Below are 17,297 nucleotides of genomic sequence, written 5' to 3'. Positions count from 1 at the left end.
AGGAGTCTTCATGATGCAAGCAGCAGTCCAAGCCATCCCGATGGCCTTCCAGCCGGCCGTCGACTTCGACGCCGGCCTGATCTCCCGCCTGAGCAAGTCCGGCCCGCGCTACACTTCCTACCCGACCGCCGACCGCTTCTCGGACGGCTACGGCTACCGCGACTACCTGCACGCGGTGGCCGACCGCCGCACGCGCGGCAACGCGCGGCCGCTGTCGCTGTACCTGCACATTCCGTTCTGCGACACGGTCTGCTACTACTGCGCCTGCAACAAGATCGTCACGAAAAACCGCGAGAAGGCCGCCACCTACCTGGCCTACCTGAAGCGCGAAGTCGAGATGCAGGGCAGCCTCTTCGCGGGCATGAACGAAGTCGAGCAATTGCACTTCGGCGGCGGCACGCCGACCTACCTGTCGGACGCGCAGATGGGCGAGCTGATGGACCACCTGCGGCGCTGCTTCCGCTTCGCCGCGGACGAAGTGGGGGAGTACTCGATCGAAGTCGATCCGCGCACCGTGTCGGCCGGGCGGGTGCACAGCCTGCGCGCCCAGGGCTTCAACCGCATCAGCCTGGGCGTCCAGGACTTCGATGCGGACGTGCAGAAGGCCGTCAACCGCATCCAGCCGGAGGAGGAGACGCGCGCCATCATCGCCGCCGCGCGCGGGGCCGGCTTCCGCTCGGTCAGCATTGACCTGATCTATGGCCTGCCGAAGCAGACCCCGGCGACCATGGCCGAGACCCTGGAGAAGGTGGTGGCTGCCGACCCGGACCGCATCGCGGTCTACCACTACGCCCACCTGCCGCAGCTGTTCAAGCCGCAGCGCCGCATCCTCGAAGAAGACATGCCCGGCAGCGACGCCAAGCTGGCGATGCTCCAGCTGTGCATCGAGCGCCTCACTGGCGCCGGCTATGTCTACATCGGCATGGACCATTTCGCCAAGCCCGGCGACGAGCTCGCCATCGCCCAGCGCCAGGGCCGGCTGCACCGCAACTTCCAGGGGTACTCGACGCATGCGGACACCGACCTCGTCTCCTGCGGCGTCTCGGCCATCGGCGCGGTCGGCGCGACCTACAGCCAGAACGTCAAGACCCTCGACGCCTACTACGACGCGCTCGACCGCAACGAGCTGCCGGTGGTGCGCGGCGCGCGCCTGGGCATGGACGACGTCCTGCGCCGTACCGTCATCCAGAAGCTGATGTGCCAGTTCGAGCTGTCGATCTCCGTCATCGAGCAGGCTTTTCCTGTCGTGTTCCGCGAGTATTTCAAGGACGAGCTGGCGCAGCTGGCGGCGATGGAAGAGGATGGCCTGGTGAGCGTGAACGGCGACTGGGTCAGCGTCGGCGCCAGGGGACGCCTGCTGATCCGCAACGTGTGCATGGTGTTCGACCGCTATCTCGCCACGCCCGGCGCCGGGCCGCGCTATTCGAAGACGGTATGAGCATGGGCATCGGCGTCAACATCGGCGGCCTGCTGCCCCTGTTCGTGGTCGGCCTGCTCGGCAGCGTTCACTGCGCCGGCATGTGCGGCGGGATCGTGGGCGCGCTGTCGGTGGCGCCAGTAACCTTGCACCGCTCGCGGCCAGCGCCGCCGGCCCTGCTGAACGTGCTCGCGTATAACCTGGGCCGCATCGGCAGCTACATGCTGGCCGGCGCGCTGGCCGGTTCGCTGGCGGCAGGCATCGGCCAGGGCGCCGGATCGCTGGCGCGGCTGCCGGCCCTGCAGGCGGGCGGGTACTGGATGGCCAACCTGATGCTGGCCCTGCTCGGCCTTTACCTGATGGATGCGTGGCGCGGCCTGGCGCGCCTGGAGCGGGGCGGCCAGCTGGTCTGGCGCCATGTGCAGCCGCTGCTGCGCCGCCTGCTGCCCGCGCCCGGCATCGCCTTCGGCCCGGGCCGGATGCTAGCGGCCGGCGCCCTGTGGGGCTGGCTGCCGTGCGGGATGGTGTACAGCGTGCTGGTGACGGCGATGCTGACCGGCTCCGCCACCGGCGGCGCACTGGCGATGCTGGCCTTCGGCCTGGGTACGCTGCCGATGCTGCTCGGCCTGGGACTGCTGGGCGCGCGCCTGCGCGCCGGCCTGCGCGTGCGCGCCGTGCGCGTGGCCTGCGGCGCGCTGGTGCTGGGCTTCGGCCTGCTCGGCCTGGCGCGTGCGGCCGGTGGGCTGCCGCACAGCTGGCTGCAGACCATCTGCGTGACGCCGGGAGCGGCGCCATGAACACGATGGCCGACGTCGCTGCCTGCTACCACTGCGGTGAGCCGGCGCTGGAAGGCATGCGCTGGCACGCGACCGTCGGCGGCGAAGTACGTGTCATGTGCTGCCCCGGCTGCGCGGCAGCAGCCGAGGCCATCGCCGGCGCCGGACTGGACGATTACTACGCCAGCCGCAACGGTTTTGCAGCCACGGCCGACGCCGCCGCGAACGACCCGGCACTCCTGCTGTACGACGACCTGGGCCTGGACGGCGACGCCGTGTTCACCGTCGAAGGCTTGCGCTGCGCGGCCTGCGTCTGGCTGATCGAGCGCCGCGTGGCCGCGCTGCCGGGCGTGGAATCGGCTGTGCTGAACGTCGCCGCCGAGCGCCTGCAGGTGCGCTGGGACGTGCAGGCCTGCTGCCCCAGCGCCATCATCAGGGCCCTGCGCGCGATCGGCTACACCGCCTATCCCTACGACGCCACCCGCCACAGCGCCCAGCTGGAACGGGCGCGCAAGGCGCTGCTGCGGCGCCTGTTCGTGGCGGGACTGTCGATGATGCAGGTGATGATGTACGCCGTCCCGGTCTACATGGCCACCGACGGCACGATGGACCAGGACATGACGGCCCTGATGGGCTGGGCCTCCTTCCTGCTGACGCTGCCCGCCGTGAGCTACTGCGCCTGGCCCTTCTTGCGCGGGGCCTGGCTCGACCTGCGGCGCGGCCTGCCCGGGATGGACGTGCCGGTGGCGCTGGGCATCCTGGCCGCCTTCGCCGGCAGCGCGGTCTCGCTGATGCAGGGACAGGGCCAGGTCTGGTTCGATTCGATCACCATGTTCGTGTTCCTGCTGCTGGGCAGCCGCTGGCTGGAGCTCGACGCCCGCCGCAAGGCCGCGCGGGCGCTCCAGACACTGCAGCTCGCGGCGCCCGCCACGGCCCTGCGCTTACCGAACTGGCCGGCTTCGCGCGACACCGAAACCATCGCCGCCGGCAGGCTGGCGCCCGGCGATGTCATCCTGGTCCCGCCGGGACAGACGGTGGCGGCCGACGGCACGATCGTCCATGGCGCGACCGAGGTCGACCTGGCCCTGCTCACCGGCGAGAGCCGCACCCGCGCCATGGGTCCCGGCGACGCGCTGCCCGGCGGCGCCGTCAACCTTGCCCAGGCGGTGACGCTGTGCGTGACCAGCAGCGCCGCCGACAGCACGCTGTCGATGCTGGTGCGCCTGAGCGAGCGCGCCGGACAGGACAAGCCCAGGCTTGCCCTGTGGGCCGACCGCGTCGGCGCCTGCTTCGTCGCGGTGCTGCTGGCCTTGACGGCGGCCGTGTTCGCGTTCTGGCGCGCGGTCGATCCGGCGCGTGCCTGGCCGGCGGCAATCGCAGTGCTGGTGGTGTCCTGTCCCTGCGCGCTGTCGCTGGCGACCCCGACCGCGCTGGCGGCCGCGCTGGAGCGCCTGCTGCGCCACGGCGTGCTGGCCGTGAAGCCGCACGTGCTGGAGACGCTGGCGCGCGCCACCCACGTGGTGTTCGACAAGACCGGCACCCTGACCCGCGGCCGGCCGGTGCTGCGCGCTACGGTCCCGCTGTGCGTGGCGGACAGCATCGATTGCCTGCGGATTGCGGCGGCGCTGGAAGCCGGCAGCGCGCATCCGCTGGCGCAGGCCCTGCGCGAGGCGCTTGCCGGCAGCGGGGCTGTCGCCCCCGCGGCGGACCAGGTGCAGAACGTGGTCGGGCAGGGCATCGAGGGCGAGGTGGCCGGCCTGCGTTACCGCCTGGGCAGCGCCCCCTTCGTGGCCGGGCTCGCCGGCGGCACCGTGCCGCTGGGGATGCCGCCGGGCGCCAGCGCGGTCTGGCTCGGCAGCCAGGACCGCTGGCTGGCGCGCTTCGAGCTGGCCGACGCGCTGCGCCCCGAAGCACCGGCACTGGTGCGCGCGCTGCAGGAGATGGGCAAGACCGTGGTGCTGCTGTCCGGCGATGACGAGGAAGCGGTGCGCGAGGTGGCTACCCAGCTCGGCATCCGCGATGCGCGCGGCCGCCAGCTGCCGCAGGACAAGCTGGACGCCGTGCGCGCCTTGCAGGCCGAGGGCGCGGTGGTGGCGATGGTCGGCGACGGCATCAACGACGCCGCCGTGCTGGGCGGCGCCGACGTGTCGTTCGCGATGGGGCAGGGCGCCCAGCTGGCGCAGCTGCATGCCGACTGCGTGCTGCTGGGCGACGCCGGCGCGGGCCTGGCGCCGCTGGGCGAGGCGCTGCGCACGGCCGGGGCCTGCATGCGCATCATCCGCCAGAACCTGGGCTGGGCGATGCTGTACAACCTGGTGGCGATTCCGGCCGCCGCCAGCGGCCTGCTGAACCCGTGGCTCTCAAGCCTGGGCATGGCCGGGAGTTCGGCGCTGGTGGTGTTGAATGCGCTCAGGCTGAGGAGGATGTGATGGAAGCCCTGTACCTGTTGATTCCGCTGAGCGTGATCCTGGTGGCGTTCGCGGTCTGGATCTTTTTCGGGGCGGCGGAGAGCGGGCAGTTTGAGGATCTGGATGGGCCGGCTTTGCGGATCCTGAATGATGAGGACTAAACCGACGTCGTCCCCGCGAAGGCGGGGACCTAGTGAACACCGGGGTCAGAGTCCCTTTGAAAGCAACACCGGACTCTGACCCCTAGAGCGTCGGCCCGCGCCCGGTCCGCTGTTCCTTCTCGATCCGCTCCTGGCACTCGACGCAGGTCTGCACCGTCGGCGTCGCCAGCAGCCGCGCTTCGGGAATGTCGCGTCCGCAGGACACGCAGATGCCGTAGCCGCCGGATTCCAGGCGGCCGAGGGCGGTGTCGATGTCGTGCAGCAGATTGGTGTCGTGCTCGGCCAGGTGCTCTTCGTTGTGGCTCAGCATTTCCCCGGCCGGGGCGTCGTCGTTCGAGCCCATGTGGGCCATCGGCGAGATCTCCGGGCGGTCGTCGGTGTCGCCGTCGGTGCGTGCGTGGACGGCGGCCAGCATGTCCTCGCGATCCTTGCGCAGGCGCTTGCCGATTTCTTCATGCAGTTCAGGTGAGATGGGCGGCATGGGAAGTCCTATCGTTGAATGTTGATCGGTCGTCCGCTTTCAGCAACACGTAGTTTCCTACCTCAACCCATTCTGAACATTTTGATTCACATCAAGGATTTTCCACGTTCAGAAACTTACGCTCCTGATGTCGTCCTTTCTTTTCTTCTAGGGAGTGCATTGTGGGCACCAGTCTAAACTATAACTACAAGGTCGTGCGCCAGTTTGCCATCGCGACCGTGGTCTGGGGCGTGATCGGCATGGCGGCCGGCGTGTGGATCGCGGCCCAGCTGGCGTGGCCGGCGCTGAACTTCGATCTCCCGTGGCTCACCTATGGCCGCCTGCGTCCGCTGCACACGAACGCGGTCATCTTCGCCTTCGGCATCTGCGGCCTGTTCGCCACCTCCTACTACGTGGTGCAGCGCACCTGCCAGGTCCGCCTGTTCTCGGACCGGCTTGCCGCCTTCACCTTCTGGGGCTGGCAGGCGGTGCTGGTGGCGGCCGCGATCACGCTGCCGATGGGCTTCACGCGCGGCAAGGAATACGCCGAGCTGGAATGGCCGATCGCGATCCTGATCGCCATCGTCTGGGTGGCCTATGCGGTCGTGTTCTTCGGCACCATCGTCAAGCGCCGCGTGCAGCACATCTACGTCGCCAACTGGTTCTTCGGCGGCTACATCATCGCGGTCGCCGTCCTCCACATCGTGAACGGCATGTCGATGCCGGCCTCGCTGTGGAAGTCGTATTCGATGTACGCCGGCGTGCAGGACGCGATGATCCAGTGGTGGTACGGCCATAACGCGGTCGGCTTCATCCTCACCGCCGGCTACCTCGGCATGGTGTATTACTTCATCCCCAAGCAGGCCGAACGCCCGGTGTACTCCTACCGCCTGTCGATCGTGCACTTCTGGGCCCTGATCTTCACCTATATGTGGGCCGGCCCGCACCACCTGCACTACACCGCGCTGCCCGACTGGACCCAGTCGCTGGGCATGGTGTTCTCGCTGATCCTGCTGGCGCCGTCCTGGGGCGGCATGATCAACGGGATGATGACCCTGTCGGGCGCCTGGCACAAGCTGCGCTCGGACCCGATCCTGAAGTTCATGATCGTCTCGCTGTCCTTCTACGGCATGGCGACCTTCGAAGGCCCGATGATGTCGATTAAAACCATCAACGCGCTGTCGCACTACACCGACTGGGGCATCGCCCACGTGCACGGCGGCGCGCTGGGCTGGGTCGGCTTCATCACCATGGGATCGTTGTACTACCTGATCCCGCGCCTGGCCGGCAAGAAGCAGATGGCGAGTGTTGCCCTGGTCGATGCCCACTTCTGGCTGGGCACCATCGGCATCGTGCTGTACATCGCCGCGATGTGGATCGCCGGCGTCATGCAGGGCCTGATGTGGCGCGCCGTAAACCCGGACGGCACCCTGACCTACACCTTCGTCGAGGGCGTCAAGGCCACCTATCCCTACTACGTGATCCGCTTCGGCGGCGGCCTGATGTACCTGAGCGGCATGCTGACCATGGCCTACAACACCTGGCTGACGATGCGCGGCACCGTCAACGTGGATGCGCGCATCCCGGTCCTGCGCGCGCCGGCCGCCACTCCCGAACACGCCTAAAGAAAACAGGAGCCCATCATGAAATTCACCCACGAGTGGATCGAGAAAAACCCCTGGCTGCTGATCGGCCTGGTGCTGGTCGTGATTTCCTTCGGCGGCCTGGTCGAGATCGTGCCGCTGTTCTTCCAGAAGTCGACCACCGAACCGGTCGCCGGCCTGAAACCCTACTCGCCGTTGCGCCTGGCCGGGCGCGACATCTACATCCGCGAGGGCTGCTACAACTGCCACTCGCAGATGATCCGCCCCTTCCGCGCCGAGACCGAGCGCTACGGCCACTACTCGGTGGCCGGCGAATTCGTCTACGACCACCCCTTCCAGTGGGGCTCGAAGCGCACCGGCCCGGACCTGGCGCGCGTCGGTGGCCGCTACTCGGACGAGTGGCACCGCACCCACCTGGACAACCCGCGCGACGTGGTGCCGGAATCGAACATGCCGGGCTACCCCTGGCTGGCGCAGACCCGCCTGGACCCGCAATCGATCGTGCCGAAGATGCGCGCGATGCAGCGCCTGAACGTGCCGTATTCGGAGCAGGAAGTGCGCGACGCGCCCGCCGAACTGGAAGGCAAGAGCGAGCAGGACGCCCTGATCGCCTACCTGCAGGGCCTCGGCACGCAAATCAAATCCAGAAACTGAGCCAGACACTGAGGAAACGACCATGGCACTCCAACACATTTTCGACGACGCGAGCCGCATCATGACCGTGATCAGCTTCGCCACCTTCGCCGGCATCCTGGCCTGGACCTACGTGCTGCGCAAGGAAAAGGACTTCGCGCAGGCCGCCGGACTGCCCTTCGCCGACGACGCCGACGCCGACGCCGACGCGCCGGGAGAAGATTATGTCTGACTTCACCAGCGGCTTCTGGAACTGGTACATCGTCCTGATCACCGTGCTGGGCATCGCCGGCTGCGCGATCCTGCTGTGGTCGCAGTCGGTGCACAAGGTGAGGATCGGCAAGGACGGCCAGCCGGAACAGACCACCGGCCACGTCTGGGACGAAGACCTGACCGAACTGAATACCCCGATGCCGCGCTGGTGGATGGGGCTGTTCTACCTGACCATCGTGTTCGCGATCGCCTACCTGGTGCTGTACCCGGGCCTGGGCCGCTACGCGGGCAAGCTGGGATGGCAGTCCAGCGGCGCCTACCAGGCGGAGGTGAAGCAGGCCGCCGCCGATTACGGACCGCTGTTCGACAAGTACCTAAAGCAGGACATCACGATGGTGGCGCGCGATCCGCAGGCGCGCGCGATCGGCGAGCGCCTGTTCCTGAACTACTGCGCGCAATGCCACGGCTCGGACGCGCGCGGCAACAAGGGCTATCCGAACCTGACGGACGGTGACTGGCTGTACGGCGGCGAACCCTCCGTCATCAAGGAAACCATCATGAAGGGCCGCAACGGCCAGATGCCGCCGATGGGCGCGGCGCTCGGCTCCGACAAGGACATCGAGAACGTGGCCCACTATGTGCGCAGCCTGTCCGGCCTGACCGCCGACCCGGTGAAGGTCGCCTTCGGCAAGCCCAAGTTCGGCGCCTGCGCGGCCTGCCATGGCGCCGACGCGCACGGCAACCCGGCGCTGGGCGCCCCCAACCTGACCGACAAGGTCTGGCTCTACGGCGGCAGCGCGGAAACGGTGATGGAAACCATCCGCAAGGGGCGCAACAACACCATGCCGGCCTGGGGCGAGTTCCTGGGCGAGGGCAAGGTGCAGGTGCTGGCGGCCTATGTGTGGAGCCTGTCGCATGAGGACGAACTGAAATGAATGCCTCCGAGCCCGTGGTGAAGGAAGCGGTCATCAAGATGTACGCCGCGCGCGAAGAGATCCACCCGCGCGAGGTGAAGGGCTGCTACGCGACGCTGCGCTGGGCCTGCGTCTGGCTGACCCAGGCCCTGTTCTACGGGCTGCCCTGGCTGCAGCTGCATGGGCGCCAGGCGGTGCTGTTCGATCTCGGCGCGCGCAAGTTCCACCTGTTCGGACTGGTCCTGTGGCCGCAGGACTTCATCTACCTGGCGGCGCTCCTGATCGTCTGTGCCTACGGCCTGTTCCTGGTGACGGCGGTCGCCGGGCGCGTCTGGTGCGGCTATGCCTGTCCGCAGACCGTGTACACCGAGGTCTTCCTGTGGATCGAGCGCCGCATCGAGGGCAACCGCAGCGCGCGCATCCGCCTCGACCGGCAGCCGTGGACACCCGAGAAGCTCGGCAAGCGCGGCACCAAGCACCTGGCCTGGGGACTGGTCGCACTGTGGACCGGTTTTACGTTCGTCGGCTACTTCACGCCGGTACGCGCGCTGGCGCACGAGGCGCTGGGCTTCTCGCTCGGCCCATGGGAACTGTTCTGGGTGCTGTTCTACGGCTTTGCCACCTACGGCAACGCCGGCTGGATGCGCGAGCAGGTCTGCAAGTACATGTGCCCCTACGCGCGCTTCCAGAGCGCGATGTTCGACCGCGACACGCTGATCGTCAGCTACGACGTGGCCCGCGGCGAACCGCGCGGGGTCGACAAGAACGCCGCGAAGACGGAGCGGAAGGGCGACTGCATCGACTGCAGCATGTGCGTGCAGGTGTGCCCGACCGGGATCGACATCCGCAAGGGCCTGCAGTACGAATGCATCGGCTGCGCGGCCTGCATCGATGCTTGCGACAGCGTGATGGACAAGGTCGGCAAGCCGCACGGGCTGATCCGCTACGCGACCGAGAATGCGCTGGCCGGACGCTGGTCCGCTGCGCAGGTCAGGCAGCGCATCCTGCGCCCGCGCGTGATCGGCTACGGCCTGGTGTTCGTGGCCATCGCCGGCGCGCTGTCCGCCTCGCTGGCGCTGCGCACGCCGCTCAAGCTCGACGTGATCCGCGACCGCGGCGCGATGGGGCGCGAGATCGAGGACGGCACGATCGAGAACGTCTACCGCCTGCAGGTGATGAACACGGCCGAGCGCGCGCACCTGTACCACGTCGAGGTGGACGGCATCGACTCGGCCGCCATCGCCGACGAGGACGTGGTCGAGCTGGGCGGCGCCTCGACGCGTCTGGTGCCGGTGCGGGTGCGCGTCAAGCCGGGCCAGGCCGGCAGCGGCTCCCATCCGATCCGCTTTACCGTGAGCGCGCTCGACGATCCGTCGCTGCGCGTGACCGAGAAGGCAGTTTTCATCGTTCCGAAATAGGACCATCCCATGCACATCACATCGAATACGGCCCAGGCCGCGCCCTGGTACACCCACCGCTGGCCCTGGTTCCTGATGCTGGGCCCGGCCCTGGTGCTGGTCGGCGGTGTCTTCGTCACCTGGCTGGCGCTCGGCCACCCGGACGCCATGGTGGTCGACGACTACTACAAGCAGGGCAAGGCGATCAACCAGGACCTGCGCCGCGACCGCGCGGCCAGCGCCATGCATCTGGTCCTGCAGCTGCGCTACGAGGGCGGACGCCTGCAAGGCCGGATCGAGAGCTTCGGCCGGCCACTGTCCGCGCCGTTCACGCTGCGCCTGGCCCATCCGACCCTGCCGGAGCGCGACCTGGCGCTGCCGGTGCGGCCGGACGCGGACGGCAGGTTCTCGGTGCCGCTGCCGGTGCTGGAGCAGACGCACTGGCAGGTGGTCGCCGAGGGCACGCTGCACGACTGGCGGCTGGCGAAGGGCTGGAGCTGGCCGCGGCAGCGGGAACTGGCAATCGTGGCGGATCCGGTGTAGGGGGACACACGGGTCACCGCGCTCGTCTTTTCCATGATAAATTTCTTAGAGCCAAACTTTACGGTTGGGCACTAATAATAGAGATTGGAAGAGAGACATGCCACATACCCGTTCGCGCCTCCTGCGCACCACCATCGCTTCGCTGTTCCTCCCGCTGGCGCTCGGCGCCGGCATGCAGCAGGCCACCGCGGTCACCGCCGACAAATCCGTCGCGGCCACCAGGCCGGCCGCAAAGCACGCCGCCAAGGCCGCCGCCGACAAGCCGAACAAGGCCTTCGACACCTGGGCCGACCGCTTCGCCGAGGACTGGGTCCGCGCCAACCCGCAGACGGCCACCTCGACCCAGTACTTCGAGGGCGCCGAACAGGACGCGCTCGACCGCCAGCTGACCCCGCAGACCGGCGAGCAGCGCCGGAAGATGGTCAAGCTGGCGAAAACCGGGGTGGCGCGCCTGGACGCCTTCCTGGCCGGCCCGCTGAGCGAGGAGCAGCGCACCTCGGCTTCGGTGATGCGCTGGAGCCTGGCGAATACCGTCGCCAGCGAGCCCTTCGAGGACAACAGCTTCGTGTTCAACCAGTTCGGCGGCGTGCAGGTCGGCCTGGTCAACTTCATGACCAACACCCATCCGCTGCGCCGGGCCTCCGACCTGAGCAGCTACATGGCGCGCCTGGAGCAGGTTGGCCAGCGCATGGACGAAGCCCTGGTGAAAGCCAAGGAAGCGGCCGCGAAGGGCCTGCTGCCGCCGCGCTTCATCCTCGAGCGCGCCCAGTACCAGGTCGAACTGTTCCTGAAGCCGGAAGCGAACCAGAACGTGCTGGTGACCACGCTCGACCAGCGCCTGGCCAAGCTGCAGGACGTGCCGGAACCGGCGCGCGCCAAGGCGGTGGCGAGCGCCGCCCGCATCGTCGAGGACAAGATCCGCCCGGCCTACCGGCGCGTGCAGGCCTTCATGGCCGAGATCCACCCGCGTACCAACGACACCGCCGGCATCGCGCGCCTGCCGGGCGGGCTGGCGGCCTACCAGCAGGCCCTCAAGACCTATACCAGCACCAACCTGACGGCCGAGCAGATCCACGAGATCGGACTGCGCGAAGTCGCCCGCATCGAAGGCGAGATGGACCGCCACCTGCGTTCGCTCGGCTACACCGGGGGCTCGATCGAGGAGCGCATGAAGAAGCTGGATGCCAGCTTCCAGCCGAAGGGCGAGGGCGATCCCCGTCCCGAACTGCTGCAGAATTACGCGGCGATGGTGGCGGACGCCGAGCAGCGCAGCAATGCGATCTTCAACCTGAAGCCGCGCGCCCCGGTCGAGGTGCGCCGCGAACCGCCGCTGACGGAAGCGTCGGCCGCCGCCCATTACACGCTGCCGGCACCGGACGGCAGCCGCCCCGGCATCTTCTGGGTGCCGATGCGCGGCCCGGGCTTCGACATGATCCGCATGCGCAGCCTGTCCTACCACGAGGCGGTGCCGGGCCACCACTTCCAGCTGGCGATCCAGCAGGAGAGAACCGATCTGCCGAAGTTCCGCGCCCAGCGCATCTTCGGCGGCGGCAGCGCCCACAGCGAGGGCTGGGGCCTGTATGCCGAGCGCCTGGCGGTGGAACAGGGCTGGTACGAGGGAGACGTTCCGGGCCTGCTGGGCGCGCTCGGCTCGGAGCTGTTCCGCGCGCGGCGTCTGGTGGTCGACACCGGCCTGCACACCAAGGGATGGACGCGCCAGCAGGCGATCGACTACGGCATCGGCGCCCAGGAAGTGGAGCGCTACGTGGCCTGGCCGGGTCAGGCCTGCGCCTACATGGTCGGCATGCTGCGCATCCTCGAACTGCGCGACAAGGCGAAACAGGAACTCGGCGACAAGTTCTCGCTGCCGGCCTTCCACGACGTGGTGCTGAAGAACGGTTCGGTGCCGCTGGATGTGCTGGGCGAGATCGTGCAGCGCTGGGTGGCGCAGCAGAAGCAAGCCTGATGCCCTGAGGTCCTCACCCGGCGGCGCTGTTGCCGCCGCCGGGTGAGCTTATCCGACCACGACCTCGCTGATCTGGATGACCGGGGTCTGGTTGGTGTAGTTCGGAATATCGGCCATGATTTCCTTCGAATGCGGACCGAAGCCGGCCTGGAAGGCATCGACCGAGTCGCAGAACAGGTGGCCCATGGCGATGTAGGGCGTATTCGATGCGGACGGGCCGGCCGAAATCGCCCTGTCCACCGTGTAGTACTTGCAGTAGTCGCCCATCAGCTTCTTCACCATGGGCATGTGCTGCTCACGGTAGTAGGCGTCGTCGAAACGTGCTTCGGGACTGTTGGGATACATGACGCTCACCTTGATCATCGTTTGTCTCCTTCTTGTGGGTGGCTCGAGCATATGAGCTCATCGTGCCCCGAAGTCCGGGCCTTGGCAAGTACTTGATGCGCGCTGAAGCACGCGCACTCACGCCATCGGGCTGCACTGCTCCGTCCCCGCCGCCATCGCCTTCAAGCGCGGCAGGTCGAGCAGGGTCACTTCGCGCTTGTCGATCGCGACCAGCCCCAGTTTCTTGAAACGCGACAGCAGGCGGCTGACGCTTTCGATGGTCAGGCCGAGGTAGTTGCCGATGTCTTCGCGCGACATGCGCAGGGCGAACTGGGTGGGCGAGTAGCCGCGGGCGGCGTAACGAGCGGATTTATTGACGAGGAAGACGGCGAAACGCTGCTCGGCCCGCATATTCCCGAGCAGGAGCATGACGTTTTGCTCACGTGTAATTTCCTGGCTCATGATGCGGTGGAAATGGCGCAGCAGGGCCGGCACGTGGCCGAACAGCTCTTCCAGGTTGGCGAAGGGAATCTCGCAGACTTCGCTGTCTTCCAGCGCCACCGCATCGCAGCGATAGCGGTCGCCACTGATCGCATCCATGCCCAGCAGTTCGCCGGCCATCTGAAAGCCCGTGATCTGGGCTTCGCCGGCGGCATTCACCTGGTAGGTCTTGAAATGCCCGAAGCGCACCGCGTACAGGTTGCGGAACGGCTCCCCCATCTTGTACAGGGCTTCGTCGCGCTCGAGGCGGCGGCGGCGCCCGATGATCTTGTCGAGGCGGTCGATGTCCGCATCCTCCAGGCCCATCGGCAGGCAGAGCTGGTGCATGCTGCAGGCCGCGCAGCTGGCCTTCAGCGCTTGCACGTTGAGGGGCTTGTTGTCGCTTGGGAAGGTAATGGCCTGGGTCATCGCGAAGGAAGGAGGCGGTTGGCTGTCGATATCCGGATTATACGGCCCGTTGCTGCGCTCGGGGCCGCTTGCCGGCCCCGGTCTTGACGGCCATTTCATATACTGTGGCATTTTTGCCGGACCGGCCCCTTGCCATCCTGCCAATCGTGCGCGCCCTGGCCCATGCTAGATTCTGCACACGACAATAGCGAGGGGGACTTTCATGTTCGGCTTGGCGGCATTGGACCTGGCGCGCGTGCAATTCGCGTTCACGATGTCGTTCCACATCCTGTTCCCGGCCATCACCATCGGCCTGGCCAGTTACCTGATGGTGCTGGAGCTGTGCTGGCTGAAGACGAAGCGCCAGGTGTTCGTCGACCTCTACCACTTCTGGCTGAAGATCTTCGCCGTCGACTTCGGCATGGGCGTGGTGTCCGGGATCGTGATGGCTTACCAGTTCGGCACCAACTGGAGCTATTTTTCGGAGTACGCCGGCGCCATCACCGGGCCGCTGCTAGCCTACGAGGTGCTGACCGCCTTCTTCCTGGAGGCCGGCTTCCTGGGCGTGATGCTGTTCGGCTGGACCAAAGTCGGGCCCGGGCTGCACTTCCTGGCCACCTGCATGGTGGCGCTCGGAACGCTTATCTCCGCCACCTGGATCCTCGGCTCGAACAGCTGGATGCAGACCCCGCAGGGCTACGCCATCGTCGATGGGCGCATGGTGCCGGTCGACTGGCTGAAGATCGTCTTCAATCCCTCGTTTCCCTACCGGCTGGTGCACATGTCGATCGCCGCCTTCCTGTCGACCGCGCTGTTCGTGGGCAGCTCGGCCGCCTGGCATCTCTTGAGGGGGCGCATGGATGGCCAACGCGGCGAGGCGGTACGCACCATGCTGTCGATGGCGATGTGGATGTTGCTGATCGTGGCGCCGATCCAGGCCGTGGTCGGCGACATGCATGGGCTGAACACCCTGCAGCACCAGCCAGCCAAGATCGCCGCACTCGAGGGTCACTGGGAAAACGAGGGCGACAAGCCGCTGCCGCTGTTGCTGTTCGGCATCCCGTCGATGAAGGACGAGGAAACCAAATTCGCGATCGGCATCCCGCGGGTCGGCAGCTGGATCCTGACCCACACCTGGGGCGGCCAGATCAAGGGCCTGAAGGAATTTCCGCGCGACCAGCGGCCGAATTCCCTGATCCTCTTCTGGAGCTTCCGCGTCATGGTCGGCCTGGGCCTCCTGATGATCGCGCTAGGCGCCTGGAGCCTGTGGCTGCGCATCAGGAAAAAGCTGTTCACGCACCGGCTGTTCCTGCGCATGGCGATGTGGATGGGGCCGGCGGGCCTGCTGGCGGTGCTGGCCGGCTGGATCACCACCGAGGTCGGACGCCAGCCCTGGATCGTGTACGGCGTGCTGCGCACCGCGGACGGCGCCTCGAAAATCACGGCCGGGCCGCTGGCGCTGAGCCTGGCCGTATTCGTGGTCGCCTACTTGTTCGTGTTCGGCGTCGGCATCGCCTACGTGCTGCGGCTGGTGCGCAAGGGACCGCAGGCCTTCGACCTCAGCCGCACGCCGCAGGGCGGGCCGGGCAGGGGACGGACGCCGGCGCGGCCGCTGTCGGTGCCCGAAGCGGACGCCTCCGTCAACGAAGACAATGTAACCTGAGCCTTACCTGAGGCACCGGAACGAGCATGAACATCGACATCACCGCGGTCTGGGCCACGATCATCTTCTTCTCCGTCTTCATGTACGTGGTGCTGGACGGCTTCGACCTCGGCATCGGCATGCTGTATCCCTTCGTGCCGGGCAAGCGCGAGCGCGACGTCATGATGAACTCGGTGGCGCCGATCTGGGACGGCAACGAGACCTGGCTGGTGCTGGGCGGGGAAGGGCTGCTGGCGGCCTTCCCGGCCGCCTACGCGGTGATCCTGCCGGGGCTCTACCTGCCGCTGATCTTCATGCTGGTGGGGCTGATCTTCCGCGGCGTGGCCTTCGAATTCCGTTTCAAGGCCAACGACCGCGAACGGCCGATCTGGGACCTGGCTTTCATCTGCGGTTCGACGGCGGCGGCGTTCTTCCAGGGGGTGTCGCTGGGGGCGTACCTGGCAGGAATTCCGGTGTCGGGGCGCAGCTACGCCGGCGGCCCGCTCGACTGGTTCGCGCCGTTCCCGCTGGCGGCCGGCTGCGGGGTGATGATCGCCTATGCGCTGTTGGGCGCGACCTGGCTGGTGATGAAGACCGAGGGCGAGCTGCATGGCCGGATGGTGAAGCTGGCGCGCCTCTTCACCTGGCTGCTGCTGGGGGCGATCGCGGCGGTCAGCGTCTGGACGCCGCTGTCGCAGCATCAGGTGGCCGAGCGCTGGTTCAGCTTTCCGAACCTGCTGATCCTGTCGCCGGTGCCGCTACTGGTGGCGGCATCCGCGTTCTGGCTGCTGTGGTCGCTGAAGCGCGAACCGTTCCGCCAGCCCTTCATCGGCGCGCTGGCCCTGGTGCTGCTGGGCTTTACGGGGATGGCGATCAGCATCTGGCCGCACATCGTGCCGCCCACGATCACGATCTGGGAAGCGGCGTCGCCACCGGCCACCCAGCGCTTCGCACTGGTCGGCACCCTGATCGTGCTGCCGCTGATCCTGGCCTATACCGGCTGGTCGTACTACGTCTTCCGCGGCAAGGTCGGGGACACCGAGGGCTACCACTGATGGCGCCGCTCTGGCTGCGGCGCGTGGGCTGGCTGGTGGCGCTGTGGCTGGCCGGGGTGGCGGCGCTGGGCGTGCTTGCCTGGGTGCTGCGGGTAGCGATGCATGCAGCCGGCATGAAATAGGAAAGCGCGGAGAGGAGCGAAATAGTTCAACTGTGCGCGCCCTTTGGGTGCCGTGGTACTACACTTTCAGTATAGATTTGCTAACGGGAGAACCACCCAGTGCCACAGGAGACCGCGTCCTTACAAACGATTGCCTTACCCTTGTCCGACGAGGACCAGGCGCGGGCCGATTTTTACGCGCTGATCGCGCGTCTGATGCTGGCGCCACCGAACGCCGCCCTGCTGGCCGCGCTGGCCGCGGCCGAGCCGATCGCCGCCGACGGTGTCGACGAGGCCGGGCGCACCCTCCAGGATGCGTGGCTGAAGCTGACCCAGGCCGCCAGCGTGATGGATGCCGATGCGGTGGCCGAGGAATTCGATGCGCTCTTCATCAGCACCGGCAATCCGCTGCTGAACCCCTACGGCTCGTTCTACCTGTCGGGCCACCTGAACGATTTTCCGCTGGCCGCGCTGCGCCAGGACTTGGCCCGCCTGCGCCTGGCGCGTGCGCGCGGCGTGGGCGAGTTCGAGGATCACCTGGGCTCCCTGTGCGAGACCATGCGCGTGCTGATTGCCGGCGCGCCGGGCATCGCGCGCCAGCCGCTGGCCGAGCAAAAGCAGCTGTTCGTGGCCCACGTCCAGCCCTGGTACGCGGCCTGCCTGGCCGACATCGCTGGCGCCGAACCCGCCAACTTCTACCGGGTGGCAGCCGCTTTCGCCGGCGCCTTCCTGGCGGTCGAAGCCCATGCCTTCGCGGTCTGGGAGCCGGCCGACGCACCACTTGCCGCATGAGGA

General features: G+C 67.5%; 18 protein-coding genes. 15 read left to right on the top strand and 3 right to left on the bottom strand.

Annotated features, from left to right (window positions below):
- Positions 1-13: 13 nt before the first annotated feature.
- From hemN to ccoS, 4 genes are read left to right on the top strand one after another with little or no spacing between them, the layout of a single operon-like run.
- The gene (hemN, locus tag ACI48D_RS21305; RefSeq protein WP_435573285.1) at positions 14-1,438 is read left to right on the top strand and encodes an oxygen-independent coproporphyrinogen III oxidase; all 1,425 of its coding nucleotides are present in this window, start codon (positions 14-16) and stop codon (positions 1,436-1,438) included.
- Positions 1,435-2,214 (top strand): sulfite exporter TauE/SafE family protein, encoded by a 780-nt coding sequence (locus ACI48D_RS21300; protein ID WP_435573254.1) that lies wholly within the window; start codon positions 1,435-1,437, stop codon positions 2,212-2,214. The genes hemN and ACI48D_RS21300 overlap by 4 nt, the downstream gene beginning before the upstream one ends.
- Positions 2,211-4,622 carry a heavy metal translocating P-type ATPase gene (locus ACI48D_RS21295; protein ID WP_435573253.1) on the top strand — a complete coding sequence of 804 codons (2,412 nt, stop codon included), beginning with the start codon at positions 2,211-2,213 and terminating at the stop codon, positions 4,620-4,622. The genes ACI48D_RS21300 and ACI48D_RS21295 overlap by 4 nt, the downstream gene beginning before the upstream one ends.
- On the top strand, positions 4,622-4,762 hold the full coding sequence (gene ccoS / locus ACI48D_RS21290; protein WP_435573252.1) for a cbb3-type cytochrome oxidase assembly protein CcoS: 141 nt from the start codon (positions 4,622-4,624) through the stop codon (positions 4,760-4,762). The genes ACI48D_RS21295 and ccoS overlap by 1 nt, the downstream gene beginning before the upstream one ends.
- A gap of 82 nt (positions 4,763-4,844) precedes the next feature.
- Here the strand turns inward: ccoS and ACI48D_RS21285 are convergent, their stop codons facing one another.
- A complete protein-coding gene (locus tag ACI48D_RS21285) occupies positions 4,845-5,243 on the bottom strand; it encodes a TraR/DksA family transcriptional regulator (RefSeq protein ID WP_435573251.1) in 399 nt (132 codons plus the stop codon).
- A 161-nt stretch (positions 5,244-5,404) separates the two neighbouring features.
- Between ACI48D_RS21285 and ccoN the strand changes: the two genes are divergently transcribed.
- From ccoN to ACI48D_RS21250, 7 genes are all read left to right on the top strand, one after another.
- Positions 5,405-6,847 carry a cytochrome-c oxidase, cbb3-type subunit I gene (gene ccoN, locus ACI48D_RS21280; protein ID WP_435573250.1) on the top strand — a complete coding sequence of 481 codons (1,443 nt, stop codon included), beginning with the start codon at positions 5,405-5,407 and terminating at the stop codon, positions 6,845-6,847.
- Between the two features lie 18 nt (positions 6,848-6,865).
- Positions 6,866-7,480, top strand: coding sequence for a cytochrome-c oxidase, cbb3-type subunit II (gene ccoO / locus ACI48D_RS21275; RefSeq protein WP_435573249.1), 615 nt, complete (start codon positions 6,866-6,868; stop codon positions 7,478-7,480).
- Positions 7,481-7,502: 22 nt separating this feature from the next.
- Positions 7,503-7,691, top strand: coding sequence for a cbb3-type cytochrome oxidase subunit 3 (locus tag ACI48D_RS21270; RefSeq protein ID WP_435573248.1), 189 nt, complete (start codon positions 7,503-7,505; stop codon positions 7,689-7,691).
- Positions 7,684-8,607 carry a cytochrome-c oxidase, cbb3-type subunit III gene (gene ccoP, locus ACI48D_RS21265; RefSeq protein WP_435573247.1) on the top strand — a complete coding sequence of 308 codons (924 nt, stop codon included), beginning with the start codon at positions 7,684-7,686 and terminating at the stop codon, positions 8,605-8,607. The genes ACI48D_RS21270 and ccoP overlap by 8 nt, the downstream gene beginning before the upstream one ends.
- A complete protein-coding gene (gene ccoG / locus ACI48D_RS21260; protein WP_435573246.1) occupies positions 8,604-10,004 on the top strand; it encodes a cytochrome c oxidase accessory protein CcoG in 1,401 nt (466 codons plus the stop codon). Before ccoP ends, ccoG begins: the two co-directional genes overlap by 4 nt.
- 9 nt (positions 10,005-10,013) lie before the next feature.
- Complete coding sequence (locus ACI48D_RS21255; protein ID WP_435573245.1) at positions 10,014-10,526, top strand: FixH family protein; 513 nt, start codon at positions 10,014-10,016, stop codon at positions 10,524-10,526.
- Positions 10,527-10,623: 97 nt separating this feature from the next.
- Positions 10,624-12,492 (top strand): DUF885 domain-containing protein, encoded by a 1,869-nt coding sequence (locus ACI48D_RS21250; protein WP_435573244.1) that lies wholly within the window; start codon positions 10,624-10,626, stop codon positions 12,490-12,492.
- A gap of 48 nt (positions 12,493-12,540) precedes the next feature.
- Here the strand turns inward: ACI48D_RS21250 and ACI48D_RS21245 are convergent, their stop codons facing one another.
- A complete protein-coding gene (locus tag ACI48D_RS21245) occupies positions 12,541-12,855 on the bottom strand; it encodes an EthD family reductase (RefSeq protein WP_435573243.1) in 315 nt (104 codons plus the stop codon).
- Between the two features lie 99 nt (positions 12,856-12,954).
- On the bottom strand, positions 12,955-13,725 hold the full coding sequence (gene fnr / locus ACI48D_RS21240) for a fumarate/nitrate reduction transcriptional regulator Fnr (RefSeq protein WP_435573242.1): 771 nt from the start codon (positions 13,723-13,725) through the stop codon (positions 12,955-12,957).
- Between the two features lie 202 nt (positions 13,726-13,927).
- On the opposite strand from fnr, the gene ACI48D_RS21235 reads away from it, so the two are divergent.
- From ACI48D_RS21235 to ACI48D_RS21220, 4 genes are all read left to right on the top strand, one after another.
- Positions 13,928-15,367: a cytochrome ubiquinol oxidase subunit I gene (locus ACI48D_RS21235; RefSeq protein WP_435573241.1), complete on the top strand. Its 1,440-nt coding sequence runs from the start codon at positions 13,928-13,930 to the stop codon at positions 15,365-15,367.
- 26 nt (positions 15,368-15,393) lie between these two features.
- On the top strand, positions 15,394-16,401 hold the full coding sequence (gene cydB, locus ACI48D_RS21230; RefSeq protein ID WP_435573240.1) for a cytochrome d ubiquinol oxidase subunit II: 1,008 nt from the start codon (positions 15,394-15,396) through the stop codon (positions 16,399-16,401).
- Positions 16,401-16,523, top strand: coding sequence for a DUF2474 domain-containing protein (locus ACI48D_RS21225; RefSeq protein WP_435573239.1), 123 nt, complete (start codon positions 16,401-16,403; stop codon positions 16,521-16,523). The genes cydB and ACI48D_RS21225 overlap by 1 nt, the downstream gene beginning before the upstream one ends.
- A gap of 141 nt (positions 16,524-16,664) precedes the next feature.
- A complete protein-coding gene (locus ACI48D_RS21220) occupies positions 16,665-17,294 on the top strand; it encodes a TorD/DmsD family molecular chaperone (protein ID WP_435573238.1) in 630 nt (209 codons plus the stop codon).
- Positions 17,295-17,297: the final 3 nt, after the last annotated feature.

It is taken from the genome of Massilia sp. LXY-6 (assembly GCF_051233485.1).
In the GTDB taxonomy this organism is placed as follows: Bacteria; Pseudomonadota; Gammaproteobacteria; order Burkholderiales; family Burkholderiaceae_D; genus Telluria.
Note: the sequence above shows the minus strand (reverse complement) of the source record. Positions and strands in the feature narration are given on the sequence as shown.